The organism is Pseudomonas sp. GW822-FHT06D10, from assembly GCF_058799535.1.
The window spans coordinates 538738-552943 of sequence record NZ_JBXALN010000003.1; the positions used below are offsets into that span (position 1 = coordinate 538738).

General features: G+C 63.5%; 15 protein-coding genes. 5 read left to right on the plus strand and 10 right to left on the minus strand.

Annotated features, from left to right (window positions below):
• Window positions 1–179 precede the first annotated feature (179 nt).
• Window positions 180–1328 carry an NAD(P)/FAD-dependent oxidoreductase gene (locus tag AC1RL5_RS12415; protein WP_072451880.1) on the minus strand — a complete coding sequence of 383 codons (1149 nt, stop codon included), beginning with the start codon at window positions 1326–1328 and terminating at the stop codon, window positions 180–182.
• 42 nt (window positions 1329–1370) lie between these two features.
• Window positions 1371–1538: a rubredoxin gene (locus AC1RL5_RS12420; RefSeq protein WP_011064271.1), complete on the minus strand. Its 168-nt coding sequence runs from the start codon at window positions 1536–1538 to the stop codon at window positions 1371–1373.
• Between the two features lie 215 nt (window positions 1539–1753).
• Here AC1RL5_RS12420 and AC1RL5_RS12425 point away from each other — a divergent pair, with 215 nt between their 5' ends.
• Both AC1RL5_RS12425 and ubiA read left to right on the plus strand, forming a co-directional pair.
• Window positions 1754–2317 carry a chorismate--pyruvate lyase family protein gene (locus tag AC1RL5_RS12425; RefSeq protein WP_041120419.1) on the plus strand — a complete coding sequence of 188 codons (564 nt, stop codon included), beginning with the start codon at window positions 1754–1756 and terminating at the stop codon, window positions 2315–2317.
• Window positions 2317–3207 (plus strand): 4-hydroxybenzoate octaprenyltransferase, encoded by an 891-nt coding sequence (ubiA, locus tag AC1RL5_RS12430; RefSeq protein WP_123577235.1) that lies wholly within the window; start codon window positions 2317–2319, stop codon window positions 3205–3207. Before AC1RL5_RS12425 ends, ubiA begins: the two co-directional genes overlap by 1 nt.
• 116 nt (window positions 3208–3323) lie before the next feature.
• Here the strand turns inward: ubiA and AC1RL5_RS12435 are convergent, their stop codons facing one another.
• The gene (locus AC1RL5_RS12435; RefSeq protein ID WP_011064274.1) at window positions 3324–3707 is read right to left on the minus strand and encodes a COG4315 family predicted lipoprotein; all 384 of its coding nucleotides are present in this window, start codon (window positions 3705–3707) and stop codon (window positions 3324–3326) included.
• A gap of 151 nt (window positions 3708–3858) precedes the next feature.
• Here AC1RL5_RS12435 and phoB point away from each other — a divergent pair, with 151 nt between their 5' ends.
• From phoB to AC1RL5_RS12450, 3 genes are all read left to right on the plus strand, one after another.
• Window positions 3859–4548 carry a phosphate regulon transcriptional regulator PhoB gene (phoB, locus tag AC1RL5_RS12440; RefSeq protein WP_003177195.1) on the plus strand — a complete coding sequence of 230 codons (690 nt, stop codon included), beginning with the start codon at window positions 3859–3861 and terminating at the stop codon, window positions 4546–4548.
• A gap of 128 nt (window positions 4549–4676) precedes the next feature.
• On the plus strand, window positions 4677–5969 hold the full coding sequence (gene phoR / locus AC1RL5_RS12445; RefSeq protein ID WP_186355251.1) for a phosphate regulon sensor histidine kinase PhoR: 1293 nt from the start codon (window positions 4677–4679) through the stop codon (window positions 5967–5969).
• Between the two features lie 117 nt (window positions 5970–6086).
• Window positions 6087–7427, plus strand: a complete 1341-nt coding sequence (locus AC1RL5_RS12450) for a hemolysin family protein (RefSeq protein WP_011064276.1) — start codon at window positions 6087–6089, stop codon at window positions 7425–7427.
• 37 nt (window positions 7428–7464) lie between these two features.
• On the opposite strand, the gene AC1RL5_RS12455 is transcribed toward AC1RL5_RS12450, so the two are convergent.
• The 7 genes from AC1RL5_RS12455 to pstA all read right to left on the minus strand — a co-directional run bounded on the left by AC1RL5_RS12455 (window position 7465) and on the right by pstA (window position 14201).
• Window positions 7465–8361, minus strand: coding sequence for a peptidoglycan DD-metalloendopeptidase family protein (locus tag AC1RL5_RS12455; RefSeq protein WP_011064277.1), 897 nt, complete (start codon window positions 8359–8361; stop codon window positions 7465–7467).
• A gap of 61 nt (window positions 8362–8422) precedes the next feature.
• Window positions 8423–8737, minus strand: a complete 315-nt coding sequence (locus tag AC1RL5_RS12460; RefSeq protein ID WP_011064278.1) for a helix-turn-helix domain-containing protein — start codon at window positions 8735–8737, stop codon at window positions 8423–8425.
• Window positions 8730–9065 carry a type II toxin-antitoxin system RelE/ParE family toxin gene (locus tag AC1RL5_RS12465; RefSeq protein WP_019093931.1) on the minus strand — a complete coding sequence of 112 codons (336 nt, stop codon included), beginning with the start codon at window positions 9063–9065 and terminating at the stop codon, window positions 8730–8732. The genes AC1RL5_RS12460 and AC1RL5_RS12465 overlap by 8 nt, the downstream gene beginning before the upstream one ends.
• Before the next feature lie 437 nt (window positions 9066–9502).
• The gene (locus tag AC1RL5_RS12470) at window positions 9503–10462 is read right to left on the minus strand and encodes a response regulator (protein ID WP_019093932.1); all 960 of its coding nucleotides are present in this window, start codon (window positions 10460–10462) and stop codon (window positions 9503–9505) included.
• 166 nt (window positions 10463–10628) lie between these two features.
• A complete protein-coding gene (gene phoU / locus AC1RL5_RS12475) occupies window positions 10629–11390 on the minus strand; it encodes a phosphate signaling complex protein PhoU (protein ID WP_011064281.1) in 762 nt (253 codons plus the stop codon).
• A gap of 121 nt (window positions 11391–11511) precedes the next feature.
• Complete coding sequence (gene pstB, locus AC1RL5_RS12480) at window positions 11512–12345, minus strand: phosphate ABC transporter ATP-binding protein PstB (RefSeq protein ID WP_011064282.1); 834 nt, start codon at window positions 12343–12345, stop codon at window positions 11512–11514.
• Between the two features lie 185 nt (window positions 12346–12530).
• A complete protein-coding gene (gene pstA, locus AC1RL5_RS12485; RefSeq protein WP_011064283.1) occupies window positions 12531–14201 on the minus strand; it encodes a phosphate ABC transporter permease PstA in 1671 nt (556 codons plus the stop codon).
• Window positions 14202–14206: the final 5 nt, after the last annotated feature.

Consider the following 14206-nt stretch of genomic DNA (forward strand, 5'->3'; position numbering starts at 1 on the left):
CTCTTTGACGGTTTTTTGTTGTTATGTCCGTGCTGTTCACGGGAACAGCGCCCAAGGCGCCGCAGGCTCTACGCTGCGGCAGACGGGTGTGAGGATGGCACGCGCTTGAGAGTGGCGCCAGTCTCCCCGCGACCTTTGTGAGGGCAAGAACCGGGTTATTCCGACAGAACGACCGGTATTTAAGCCAGCAGCGCAGGAAGTTCCTTGTTCAGGGCCAGTTTTTCCATCACCGCGGCCCCGGTCAGGGCGTAGCCCAGCAACTGGCCTTCGGCGTTGCGGCACAGGACCTTGATGTCGGCCCCCTGCCCTTCTGCAGTCCATACGCCTTCGGCGCCACGGGGCGGCGGCGACACCACCAGGGGGCAGACCGGAGTCTTGACGGTGATCGGCATCGGCCCGTAGCTGACCGCCGTCGGCTTGCCCGCCAGGGTCTGCGCCAGCGCCCGGGCGCAGCTCATCAGCGGCATCACGTACAGCAGGTTGAGACCGTCGACCTCGGCGCAATCGCCCAAGGCGTAGATATTGGCGTGGGAGGTTTTCAGCTCGCGGTCCACCACCACTCCGCGATTGACCACCAGCCCGGCGGCAGCCGCCAGGTCGATGCGCGGGCGCAGGCCGATGGCCGAGACCACAAGGTCGCAGGCGATCACCTGGCCATCGGACAGGTGGGCTTCCAGACCGTCGGCGCCGCGCTGCAGGCGGTTGAGCACCGGGCCCAGGTGGAAGCGCGCGCCCAGGCTCTCCAGCCCGGCCTGGACCGCCGCCGCTGCGGCCGGGTGCAGCAGGGTCGGCATCACCTGCTCGCAAGGTGCCACCAGGTCCACGCTGTAGCCGCCAAGGATCAGGTCATTGGCGAACTCGCAGCCGATCAGCCCGGCGCCCAGCAGCAGCACCCGACGCTTGCCGGCCGCGGCGCTGCGAAAGCGCGCGTAGTCTTCCAGGTCATTGATGGGGAAAATCAGTTCGGATGCGTCGCCCTGCACCGGCACCCGCACGGTTTCCGCGCCCCAGGCCAGGATCAGGTCGCGATAGGCCACCGCTTCCTCGCCGATCCACAGGCGCTTGTGGCCCGGGTCGATGCCGCTGATGCGGGTGTGGGTGCGGACCTCGGCCCTGAGCTGCTCGGCCATGGCGCCGGGCTCGGCCATGCTCAGGCCGTCGGCGTCCTTGTTCTTGCCGAAGCCGGTGGACAGCATCGGCTTGGAGTAGGAACGGCCATCGTCGGCAGTGATCAACAGCAGCGGCGTCTCGCTGTCGAGCTTGCGAAACTCCCGGGCCAGGTTGTAACCCGCCAGGCCCGTCCCCACGATCACTACCGGTGCGCTCATTCCCTGCTCCTTGTTATTGGTTGTTCAAGCCACAAAAGTCGATCAAGCGATCTCGATCATTTCGAAATCCATCTTGCCCACGCCGCAGTCCGGGCAGAGCCAGTCCGCGGGCACATCTTCCCAACGGGTACCCGGCAAAATACCGTCGTCCGGCCAGCCTTCCGCTTCGTTGTAAATCAGGCCGCAGACCACACATTGCCACTTTTTCATTGATGCATTTCCTCAAGGGTTCAGGCTTCGCCGGTGGGTCGGTCGATGGATCGACTCTAGAAGGCCACGCTGATCAGCGTCCGGCACTGGGGTTTTTTACTGATCACTACCGGCAGATGCAAGCACGTTCGTGCCGCCGGGCGTCCTGGATCAATCAAAACCGGCGATCGCCATGCTAAGCTCGCCGCCTCATTTGCTGCCAATACTGACCCACTGTGCCGCACTCAATGCCCCCCGCCCCGGCCCCCACCTGGCTGGTGCAAAGCCGTTTGTCCCCCTTCCCCGGCGCAGCCGTTGCCAACTGGCTGTTCGATGAAGGGTCGCTGACCCGGCGCCTGACCCGGCTGTCCCACAACGCCTTCAGCGTCACCCCGCTGGTGCAAGAGTGGCAAACCCTGCGCAACGACGAATGCGCCGCCCTGGGCCTGCCCGAACAGAGCGAAGGCTGGGTGCGCGAGGTGTACTTGCGCGGGCACGGCCAGGCCTGGGTGTTCGCCCGTAGCGTCGCCGCCCGCAGCGCCTTGCTCGAAGGCGGCCTGAATATCGACGAACTGGGCAGCCGCTCCCTGGGCGAGTTGCTGTTCTGCGACCAGGCCTTTACCCGCCAGCCCATCGAAGTCTGCCGCTACCCCCGGCACTGGCTGCCCGCCGCCGTTGCCGACAACGGCCTGTGGGGCCGTCGCTCACGCTTTGACCGCGGGCCCCTGAGCCTGCTGGTGGCGGAAATCTTCCTGCCCAGCCTGTGGACCGCCATAGACGCCCGACCGGAGGCCTGCTGATGTACCTGAGCCTGCTCAAATCCCTCAATCGCCTGCACCCGCGGGCCTGGGACTTCCTGCAACTGGCGCGCATGGACAAGCCCATCGGCATCTATCTGCTGCTATGGCCAACCCTGGTGGCGCTGTGGATCGCCGCCGAGGGCCAGCCGTCCCTGAGCCATGTGCTGATCTTCACCTTCGGGGTGGTGCTGACCCGCGCCGGCGGCTGCGCCATCAACGACTTCGCCGACCGCAAGGTGGACGGCCAGGTCAAGCGCACCGACCAGCGGCCCCTGGCCACCGGCAAAGTCAGCGCCAAGGAGGCCCTGATACTGTTCGCGGTGCTGATGGGCGCCGCCTTCCTGCTGGTGCTGTGCACCAACGCCACCACGGTCTGGCTGTCGTTCGGCGCCCTGGCCCTGGCCGCCTGCTACCCCTTCATGAAGCGCTACACCTATTACCCGCAGGTGGTGCTGGGGGCGGCGTATTCCTGGGGCATCCTGATGACCTTCACCGCGCAGAACGGCGAACTGCCGGCCACCGCGTGGCTGCTGTACATCGCCAACCTGCTGTGGACCGTGGGCTACGACACTTACTACGCCATGACCGACCGTGACGATGACCTGAAAATCGGGGTCAAGTCCACGGCTATCCTGTTCGGCGATGCCGACCGGGTGATCATTCTCACCCTGCAGGGCTTGTCCCTGGGCTGCCTGCTGCTGGCCGGGGCACGGTTCAATCTGGGGGGCTGGTTCCACCTGGGGCTGGCGGTGGCGGCGGCGTGTTTCGCCTGGGAGTTCTGGTACACCCGCGATCGCAACCGGATGAAGTGCTTCAAGGCCTTCCTGCATAACCACTGGGCGGGCCTGGCGATCTTTGTCGGGGTGCTGCTGGATTACGCGTTGCGCTAGACCGTCAAGCAAGGCCCTATGGGCCTTTTCGCAGCTTCACGATGGCTCGGCAGCGGCTACAGAGATCGGTGTAGCCGCTGCCGCAAGCTGCCAATGGCCCGGAGGACGGCGGGTGGTCAGTCGGATTTCGCGACCTTCCAGGCGCCGTCCATCTTGCCTTCACCGGTCATGTCACCGGCCTTCTTGTCCATCACGAAGCCGTACAGCGGCTTGCCGTCGTAGGCCCACTGCATCTTGCCGTCGTCACGCTTGATCACCGTCCACTTGCCCATGGCCTTGTCACTGCCCTCGGCCATCAGCGGCGGCCAGTTGGCAGCGCATTTGTCATTGCACATGGACTTGCCGTCGGCATCCTTGGCAAAGGTGTAGAGGGTCATGCCCTTGTGGTCCACCAGCACGCCGTCCTTGCTCATTGCCGGGTCGGCGGCCATGGCGAATGTCGGCAGGGCCAGGACAGCGCCTACCAGCAGGACTTTCAACGATTGCTTGAACAGAGTCATGGAAACCTTCTTTTGTGGTTGTCAGGAATCGGACTCAAAGCTTAGTCCACGAAGCAGCACCCCGCCCCGCGACCTGAAATACTGTCACACGACTGCAATAATTCCGTTATCTAATGCGGCGCAAGACAGTTAAATGACAAGAGGTTCAAGCATGGTTGGCAGAAGCATTCTGATCGTTGACGACGAAGCGCCTATTCGCGAAATGATCGCCGTTGCGTTGGAAATGGCCGGCTATGACTGCATGGAGGCAGAGAACTCTCAGCAGGCCCATGCCATCATCGTCGACCGCAAGCCGGACCTGATCCTGCTGGACTGGATGCTGCCCGGCACTTCCGGCATCGAGCTGGCGCGGCGCCTCAAGCGCGATGAGCTGACCGGGGACATCCCGATCATCATGCTCACCGCCAAGGGTGAAGAGGACAACAAGATCCAGGGCCTGGAAGTCGGCGCCGACGACTACATCACCAAGCCGTTCTCCCCCCGCGAACTGGTGGCCCGCCTCAAGGCCGTGCTGCGCCGTGCCGGCCCTACCGATGGCGAAGCGCCAATCGAAGTCGGCGGCCTGCTGCTGGACCCCATCAGCCACCGGGTGACCATCGACGGCAAGCCGGCAGAAATGGGCCCTACCGAATATCGCCTGCTGCAGTTCTTCATGACCCACCAGGAGCGTGCCTACACCCGTGGCCAACTGCTGGACCAGGTCTGGGGTGGCAATGTGTACGTCGAGGAACGCACCGTGGACGTGCATATCCGCCGGCTGCGCAAGGCCCTGGGCGATGCCTACGAGAATCTGGTACAAACCGTGCGCGGCACCGGCTATCGTTTTTCCACCAAGGCCTGACGGCAGCGGCAAGCGACAAGCGGCACGCCGATGAGTGACCGCTTCAACACTTGCAGCTTGGAGCTGCGCCACCCTCCACGGACGTGTTTCAAGTGAATCAAAACTGGCATGGCACCCTGATTCGCCACATGTTGCTGTTGATCACCGGCTGCCTGCTGGTGGGCCTGATCAGCGGCTACTACGGCTGGAGCCTGGCCGCCGGCCTGGGCATCTACCTGGCCTGGACCCTCAAGCAGTTGCTGCGCCTGCACGAATGGCTGCGCCTGCATCAACCCGACGAAGCGCCCCCCGACGGTTATGGCCTGTGGGGCGAGGTGTTCGACAGCATCTACCACCTGCAACGCCGCGATCAGCGGGTACGCGGGCGCCTGCAGGCGGTGATCGACCGGGTCCAGGAGTCCACCGCGGCCCTTAAGGACGCGGTGATCATGCTCGACAGCGACGGCAACCTGGAATGGTGGAACCGCGCCGCCGAGACCCTGCTGGGGCTCAAGACGCCCCAGGACAGCGGCCAGCCGGTGACCAACCTGGTGCGCCATCCGCGCTTCAAGGAATACTTCGAGCAGGACAGCTACGCCGAGCCGCTGGAAATCCCCTCCCCGGCCAACGACCGGGTACGCATCCAGCTCTATATCACCCGCTACGGCAACAACGAGCACCTGATGCTGGTGCGCGACGTGACCCGCATCCACCAGCTGGAACAGATGCGCAAGGACTTCATCGCCAACGTCTCCCACGAGCTGCGCACGCCGCTGACGGTGATCTGCGGCTACCTGGAGACCCTGCTGGACAACGTCGAGGAAGTGAACCCGCGCTGGAGCCGCGCCCTGCAGCAGATGCAGCAGCAAGGCGGGCGCATGCAGACCCTGCTCAACGACCTGCTGTTGCTGGCCAAGCTGGAGGCCACGGACTACCCGTCGGACAACCAGCCGGTGCCCATCGACGTGCTGCTGCAATCGATCAAGAGCGACGCCCAGGCGCTGTCCGGGGAGCGCAACCAGCGCATCACCCTGGAAGCCGACGCGTCGGTGCAACTCAAGGGCAGCGAGGCCGAGCTGCGCAGCGCCTTCTCCAACCTGGTGTTCAACGCGGTGAAATACACCCCGGCCGAAGGCAATATTCGCATTCGCTGGTGGGGCGACGAACAGGGCGCGCACCTGAGCGTGCAGGACTCGGGGATCGGCATCGACAACAAGCACCTGCCGCGCCTCACCGAGCGCTTCTACCGGGTGGATTCGAGCCGCAACTCCAACACCGGCGGCACCGGCCTGGGCCTGGCCATCGTCAAGCATGTGCTGCTGCGCCACCGTGCGCGCCTGGAGATCAGCAGCGTGCTGGGCCACGGCAGCACCTTCACCTGCCATTTCGTTCCGGCCCAAGTGAAGAAAAACCGCACCCAGAGCCTGACCGACCAGCGCTGACAGCCACTCGCCCCTAGGCAATTGCCCTGTCAGCCGCTACATTGCGTAACTTGTGCCTGCCTTTCAGGCACCGCATTTCCTTCCTTTTCGAATACACGGAACCCGCAAAACTCCATCATGGACCCTTCCCCTGGTTTTACCCTCGCGTCTCTTTTCGCCGACTTCGGCATGATTCTTTTTGCTCTGATCCTGGTCCTGCTCAACGGCTTTTTCGTTGCGGCGGAGTTCGCCATGGTCAAGCTGCGCTCGACCCGGGTCGAGGCCATTGCCCACAAGAACGGCTGGCGCGGGCAGATCCTGCGCACCGTGCACAGCCAGCTCGACGCCTACCTCTCGGCCTGCCAACTGGGCATCACCCTGGCCTCCCTGGGCCTGGGCTGGGTCGGTGAGCCGGCCTTCGCCCATCTGCTGGAGCCGCTGCTGGGCGCCCTGGGCGTGAGCTCTCCGGAAGTGATCCGCGGCGTGTCGTTCTTCACCGCGTTCTTCATCATTTCCTACCTGCACATCGTGGTCGGCGAGCTGGCGCCCAAATCCTGGGCGATCCGCAAGCCGGAGCTGCTGTCGCTGTGGACGGCGGTGCCGCTGTACCTGTTCTACTGGCTGATGTACCCGGCCATCTACCTGCTCAACGCCAGCGCCAACACCATCTTGCGCATCGCCGGGCAGGGCGAGCCCGGCCCGCACCACGAACACCACTACAGCCGCGAAGAACTCAAGCTGATCCTGCACTCCAGCCGCGGCCAGGACCCCAGCGACCAGGGCATGCGCGTACTGGCCTCGGCGGTGGAAATGGGCGAACTGGAAGTGGTGGACTGGGCCAATTCCCGGGAAGACCTGATCAGCGTCGAGTTCAACGCGCCGCTCAAGGAAATCCTCGCCCTGTTCCGCCGCCACAAGTTCAGCCGCTACCCGGTCTACGACAGCGAGCGCAACGAATTCGTCGGCCTGCTGCACATCAAGGACCTGCTGCTGGAACTGGCGGCCCTGGACCACATTCCCGAGTCGTTCAACCTGGCCGAGCTGACCCGCCCGCTGGAGCGCGTATCCCGGCACATGCCGCTGTCGCAGTTGCTGGAGCAGTTCCGCAAGGGCGGCTCGCACTTCGCCCTGGTGGAAGAAGCCGACGGCAAGGTCATTGGCTACCTGACCATGGAAGACGTGCTTGAAGTGCTGGTGGGCGATATCCAGGACGAACACCGCAAGACCGAGCGCGGCATCCTGGCCTACCAGCCGGGCAAGCTGCTGGTGCGCGGTGACACCCCGCTGTTCAAGGTGGAACGCCTGCTGGGCATCGACCTGGACCATATCGAGGCCGAAACCCTCGCCGGCCTGGTGTACGAAACCCTGAAACGGGTGCCGGAAGAGGAAGAAGTACTGGAGGTCGAGGGCCTGCGCATCATCATCAAGAAGATGAAGGGACCGAAGATCATCCTGGCCAAGGTGCTGATGCTGGATTGACGGCCCTTTCGCCGCCAAGCCGGCGCCTACGGGCAGGTTATTGGTTGCCCAGGGCAAAATTCGGCAAATCCCCCAGGGGCTGGTTGAACTGATAGGGAATCGACACCAGCCCCAACCCGGTATTGCGCTGCACCACGAAATGCAGGTGCGGCCCGCTGCTGTTGCCGGTGTTGCCCGACAGCCCCAGGGCGCTGCCCACCGCCACTCGCTGGCCCTCCCGCACGCTGACCGAACCCTGCTTGAGGTGCAGGTACACGCCCATGGTGCCGTCGTCGTGCAGCACCCGGACGAAATTGCCCGCCGGGTTATTGCCCCGCCCGTTCTGGGCGTTCTCGGTCTTCACCACCACCCCGCCCCGGGCGGCAATGATCGGCGTCCCCACCGGCATGGCGATATCCATCGCATAGCGGCTCTTGGGGCTGAAATGGCTGTATTGGCCATTGGCGCCCTGGGTCAGGCGAAACGGCCCGCCACGCCAGGGCAGCGGGTAGCGATAGGCCTGGGTGGCGCCTGCCGGATCCCCCAGGGAATAACGGAACCTGGGGGCATAGCTCAGAGGCTGGTCGGCGCGAATCGCCGTGAGCAGCGCCAGGCGCTGCCTGCTGCGGGCCGGCAGCACCTGGCGGATCGGCTGCCCCGGAGCGCCGCTGACATTGTTCAACCCGGCAAAGCTCAATTCCACTTCCACCGGGGCATACAGGTCATTGCGCACATACACCGCATCCACCCCCCTGTGCTTCTGGATATCCAGGCGCACCTGGCGCTCAAGGTGCTCCACCATGCGGTCGCGGAACACGAACTCCTGGGCCCCCGGCGAAGGCCGGTCGCTGTAGGAGACCACGCCATTGGCGTCGATGGACTTGTATACAGTCATCGCCGCCAGCGACGTGGCGGCTAAAGACAATCCACAGAAAAACAGCAGGCGCACAAACATTCGGCAGCTTCTTGGCAGAGGGTGGAATCACGCTAGCAGCCTGATATGGAGCTTGTATGAATCAGGCGGGCGCCAAGGGTTCAATGCCGCCGGCGTCGAAGTGGATGTCCACCCCCAGTTGCGCCGCCTCGCAGAGGTTGACCAGCGCATCGAGGGAGAACTTGTTGATCTTGCCGCTGAGCACATCGTTGAGCCGGGGCTGGGTGATATTGAGGCGCCTGGCCGCCTCCTTCTGCGATACCCCCCAGGCCTGCACGGTCTTGCCCAGTTCCAGCATCAGCTTGGCCCGCAGGCGCATGTTGGCAGCCTCCTGGGGAGTGGCTTCAAGGGCATCCCAGACACTGGCAAAGCGCTGGTTGATCGGTTGGTCAGTCATGGCGTGAACCTGTTTCCTGATATCTGGCACGAGCCAGCTCGATATCCCGCGCCTCGGTCTTGCGGGTGGTCTTGCGCACCGCGTGCAACACATAAATGGCCGCGGCCCGCCGGACCACATGGAACAACCGAAACGCCCCTGAATCCTCATGGATCCTGATCTCGAAAACGCCCGGGCCAATGGTTTTCACCGACCTGCAATCGTAGGGCTGTTCACCCTGCTGCAGCAGATCCAGCTGGAAACCGGCGGCCCGACGGGCATCTTCAGGGAACGCCCTGAGATCCCGCAGCGCGCTCCCGACAAACACCACATCCTTGTGCCTGGGCATCGAACCTCTCCTGTTAATGACCAGGAACAAGGCTAATCAACACGGCCAGGACCCGCCGCGCCGGGTTGTTTCAAGGCATGGCCGCGAGGGGTGAGCAATAAAGAGCGCCACCTGAAATCTATATCCAAACAGATATAAATCAAGCGCAAAGAAATTAATCTGACGTACGGCGGAAAGTACCGAGGGGGACGGCGCACGCCTTGTGGCTTGAGGGTTACGACCTATGTTGCGAGTTGCTCGCTCGATAGCGGGATGACGCAGCAGCCCGCCTCGGCGGCCGGCAAAAGCCCGCAGTGGGAAAGTGTTTTCAGCAGATTTCCACTGCCTACCATCACCGTAGGAGCCGGCTTGCCGGCGAAGAGGCCTTCAAGCCTTGTGCTGCCCTTGCGGGCGCCTTCGCTGGCAAGCCAGCTCCTACAGCGAGGCGGCCGGCAGGATCAGGCGCCTGGAACGAAATGCTTCTGGGCGGTGCCGCGGGCGATTAGGCGGGAGATGTAGTCGAGCTTCTGGGCATCCTGGTCCACGAAGCGGAAAGTCAGCTGCAGCCACTCGCTGTCCGGCTTGGGTTCAAAGGCCACCACCGCATGCAGGTAGCCATTGAGCCGCGCCACTTCGGCGTTATCGCCCTGCTCCAGGTCCAGCACCGCGCTCTCCAGCACCTGGGGCAGGCTGTCGGTGCGCTTCACCACCAGCAAGGCTTCCTTGATGCTCAGGGCCTTGATCACACACTGCTGGTTGCCGCTGGACAGCCGCAGCTGGCCCTGGCCACGACCACCACCGGCCGCTGCCGCAGGCGCCGGGGCCTTGACCGGAGGGCTGTTGAGCAAACCGCGGGCCGGCGCTGCTGCCGCTGGAGCTGGAGCCGGGGCGGCAGCCGCCGGTTTGGCGAACGGATTGACCGGAGCGGAAGCCGCCCCCACCACCGCCGGCTTGCCGCCAGTCAGGGCGCTCAGGGAGTCGTTGCCAAAGGCCGAGTTCATCTTGGTCGGCGCGCTGTTCATCAAGGTGTCGAGCTTGCCGACCTTGTTCAGCGCCTGCTTGACCTTGGTCAGCAGCTGTTCGTTGGTAAAAGGCTTGCTCACATAACCGGAAACCCCGGCCTGGATCGCCTGCACCACGTTTTCCTTGTCGCCCCGGCTGGTGACCATGATGAACGGCATGGCCTTCAGCGCATCTTGCTCGCGGCACCAGGTCAGCAGCTCAAGGCCGGACATTTCCGGCATTTCCCAGTCGCACAGGACCAGGTCGAAGGCTTCACGGGCGAGCATCGCCTGGGCCTTCTTGCCATTGATCGCGTCTTCGATCTTGATGCCAGGGAAGTAGTTGCGCAGGCACTTCTTCACCAGGTCACGAATGAACGAAGCGTCATCCACCACCAACACACTTACCTTACTCATCGACCACCCCTTTAAAAATCCCGGCAAGCATAACGCTGGCTGATGGCACTTTGCCAAAACTCTTCAGTCACGCCGGGACTTTTCGTTCGCGGGTGCTGCTTTTCAATTTCCAGGAGCACAAACAAAAACGCCCGGCCAAAAGGCCGGGCGCTCTTCTCGGGCACTCTTACTTATCGTCAGTTTCATCCGGAACATTAGCGGATTCGCCACTGGTACCTTCAACTTCCTGCTTCATGCGCTTGAGCCCAAGGTGACGAACATCGGTGCCGCGCACCAGATAAATCACCAGCTCGGAAATGTTGCGCGCGTGGTCGCCGATCCGCTCCAGCGAGCGCAGCACCCAGATAATGCTCAGAACCCGCGAGATAGAGCGTGGGTCTTCCATCATGTAGGTGGCCAGCTCACGCAGCGCGGTCTTGTATTCGCGGTCGATGATCTTGTCGTACTGGGCCACCGAAAGTGCCAGGTCGGCATCGAAGCGGGCAAAGGCGTCCAGGGCATCGCGCACCATGTTGCGCACCTGGTCGCCGATATGCCGCACTTCCACGTAGCCACGCGGGGCCTCGCCCTCTTCGCAGAGCTGGATGGCCCGGCGGGCGATCTTGGTGGCTTCGTCGCCGATGCGCTCCAGGTCGATCACCGACTTGGAGATGCTGATGATCAAACGCAGGTCCGAGGCCGCCGGCTGGCGACGGGCGAGAATGCGCAGGCATTCCTCGTCGATATTGCGTTCCATCTGGTTGATCTGGTCGTCGATCTCGCGCACCTGCTGGGCCAGGCCGGAGTCGGCCTCGATCAGCGCTGTGACCGCGTCATTGACTTGCTTCTCCACCAGCCCGCCCATGGCCAGGAGGTGGCTGCGTACTTCTTCCAGCTCGGCATTGAACTGCTGGGAGATGTGATGGGTTAAGCCTTCCTTCGAAATCATCGTGTTCGCTCCGCGAAAGTTGCAAGCTTCAAGCCGCAAGCTTCAAGCAGTTAAATAGTGATCCGGATGTCGCGCACCGCCTCTGTTGCGCCGCGTGAAACCTGCGGCTGGCAGCTGCTTTCTAGCCATAGCGCCCGGTAATGTAGTCTTCGGTCTGCTTCTTCGCCGGGTTGGTGAACAGCGTGTCGGTATCGCCGAACTCCACCAGTTTGCCCATGTACATGAAGGCGGTGTAGTCGGAAACCCGCGCCGCCTGCTGCATGTTATGGGTCACGATGACGATGGTGAACTTGGACTTGAGCTCATAGATCAGTTCCTCGACCTTCAGGGTCGAGATCGGGTCCAGGGCCGAGCAGGGTTCGTCCAGCAGCAGCACTTCCGGCTCCACGGCGATGGTCCGGGCGATCACCAGACGTTGCTGCTGGCCGCCGGACAGGCCCAGGGCCGAATCATGCAGGCGGTCCTTGACCTCGTCCCACAGCGCCGCGCCCTTGAGGGCCCATTCCACGGCTTCGTCGAGCACGCGCTTCTTGTTGATGCCCTGGATGCGCAGGCCGTAGACCACGTTTTCATAGATGGTCTTGGGGAACGGGTTGGGCTTCTGGAACACCATGCCGACCCGGCGACGCAGCTCGGCCACGTCTTCGCCCTTGCGATAGATGTTGTTGCCGTAGAGGTTGATCGCACCCTCTACGCGGCAGCCGTCCACCAGGTCGTTCATGCGGTTGAAGGTCCGCAGCAGGGTCGACTTGCCGCAACCGGACGGGCCGATAAAGGCGGTCACGCGCTGCTTGGGGATGTTCATGCTGACGTCGAACAACGCCTGTTTCTCGCCGTAGTACAGGCTCAGGCCGGGCACTTCGATGGCCACGGTTTCCTGTTCCAGGCTCAGGCTCTGCTTGTCGCGGCCCAGGGCGGACATGTTGATGCCATGAGTGTGTGCTTCGTGTTGCATGGGATGCTCCCTGTGCTACCAATTCGTTTGTCGTGAACCGCAGGCATCAGGCCAGCGGCGACATCATTCTGTTTGTAGGAGCCGGCTTGCCGGCGAAGAGGCCTGCAGGCCTTGTGTCGCCCTTGCGGACGCCTTCGCTGGCAAGCCAGCTCCTACGCAAGCCAGCGTCCACACAAGCCAGCCGATCAGCTGTCCAGTGCCTTGTATTTTTCACGCAGGTGGTTACGGATCCACACCGCCGACAGGTTCAGGGTGGCGATCACCAGCACCAGCAGCAGCGCGGTGGCGTACACCAGCGGCCGCGCCGCCTCGACGTTGGGGCTCTGGAAGCCGACGTCGTAGATGTGGAAGCCCAGGTGCATGATCTTCTGGTCCAGGTGCAGGTACGGGTAGTTGCCGTCCAGCGGCAGCGACGGCGCCAGCTTCACCACACCCACCAGCATCAGCGGCGCCACTTCACCGGCAGCGCGGGCGACCGCGAGGATCATCCCGGTCATCATCGCCGGGCTGGCCATGGGCAGAACGATCTTCCACAGGGTCTCGGCCTTGGTCGCACCCAGGGCCAGGGAACCTTCGCGCACGGTGCGGGGAATCCGCGCCAGGCCTTCTTCGGTGGCCACGATCACCACCGGCACCGCCAGCAGCGCCAGGGTCAGGGAAGCCCAGAGCAGGCCCGGGGTGCCGAAGGTCGGCGCCGGCAGCGCTTCGGGGAAGAACAGACGGTCCACGGAGCCGCCCAGCACGTAGACGAAGAAGCCCAGGCCGAACACACCGTAGACGATGGCCGGAACCCCCGCCAGGTTGTTCACCGCAATGCGGATCACCCGGGTCAGGGTGTTCTGCTTGGCATATTCACGCAGGTAGACCGCTGCCAGCACGCCGAACGGGGTGACGATCATGGCCATGATCAGGGTCATCATCACGGTGCCGAAAATGGCCGGGAAAATACCGCCCTCGGTGTTGGCTTCGCGCGGGTCATCGCTGAGGAACTCCCAGACCTTGCTGAAGTAGAAACCGATCTTGGTAAAAGTGCCCATGGCGTTCGGCTGGTAGGCGTGTACCACCTTGCCCAGGCCGATCTCCACTTCCTTGCCGTTGGCATCACGGGCGGTCAGGCTGTCGCGGTTGAACTGGGCGTGCAGGTCGCTCAGGCGCGCCTCGATGTCCTGGTAGCGGGCATTGAGTTCGGCGCGCTCGGCATCCATGTCGGCCTGGGCCGCGGCATCCAGCTTGCCGTCCAGCTCCAGCTTGCGGCCGTGCAGGCGGATGCGTTCCAGGCCGGCGTTGATGGCGCCGATGTCGGATTTCTCCAGGGTCTTGAGCTGGGCGGCCAGCTTGTTCACCCGGTCGATCCGCGCTTGCAGCTCGGGCCAGGCGGCTTCGCCTTCGGCGATCACCTTGCCGCTTTCCTTGACGTTGACCAGGTAGCCGTAGAAGTTGCCCCACTCACGGCGCTCGATGGCCATCAGCTCTTTGGGATAGCTCTGGTTGGTCAGCCACTCGCCGACGATCCAGGTGAAGTCGTTGCCGTTCAGGTCACGGTTGCCGACCTTGATCAGCTCGCGGGTCATGAACTCCGGGCCCTGGTCGGGCACCGGCAGGCCGGCACTCTTCAGACGCGCCCGGGGCACTTCTTCCTTCTGCACCACTTCACCGATGACCAGGTGGTTGGCCTGGCCCGGAACGTCGTAGTTGGCGTGCACCAGGTCGGCTGGCCAGAAGTGGCCGAGGCCACGCACGGCGATCACCGCCAGCAGGCCGATGGTCATGATGACCGCGATGGACACCGCGCCACCGCTGATCCAGACGCCGGGGGCGCCGCTCTTGAACCAGTCTTTTAGGGAGTTCTGTTTCACAGACT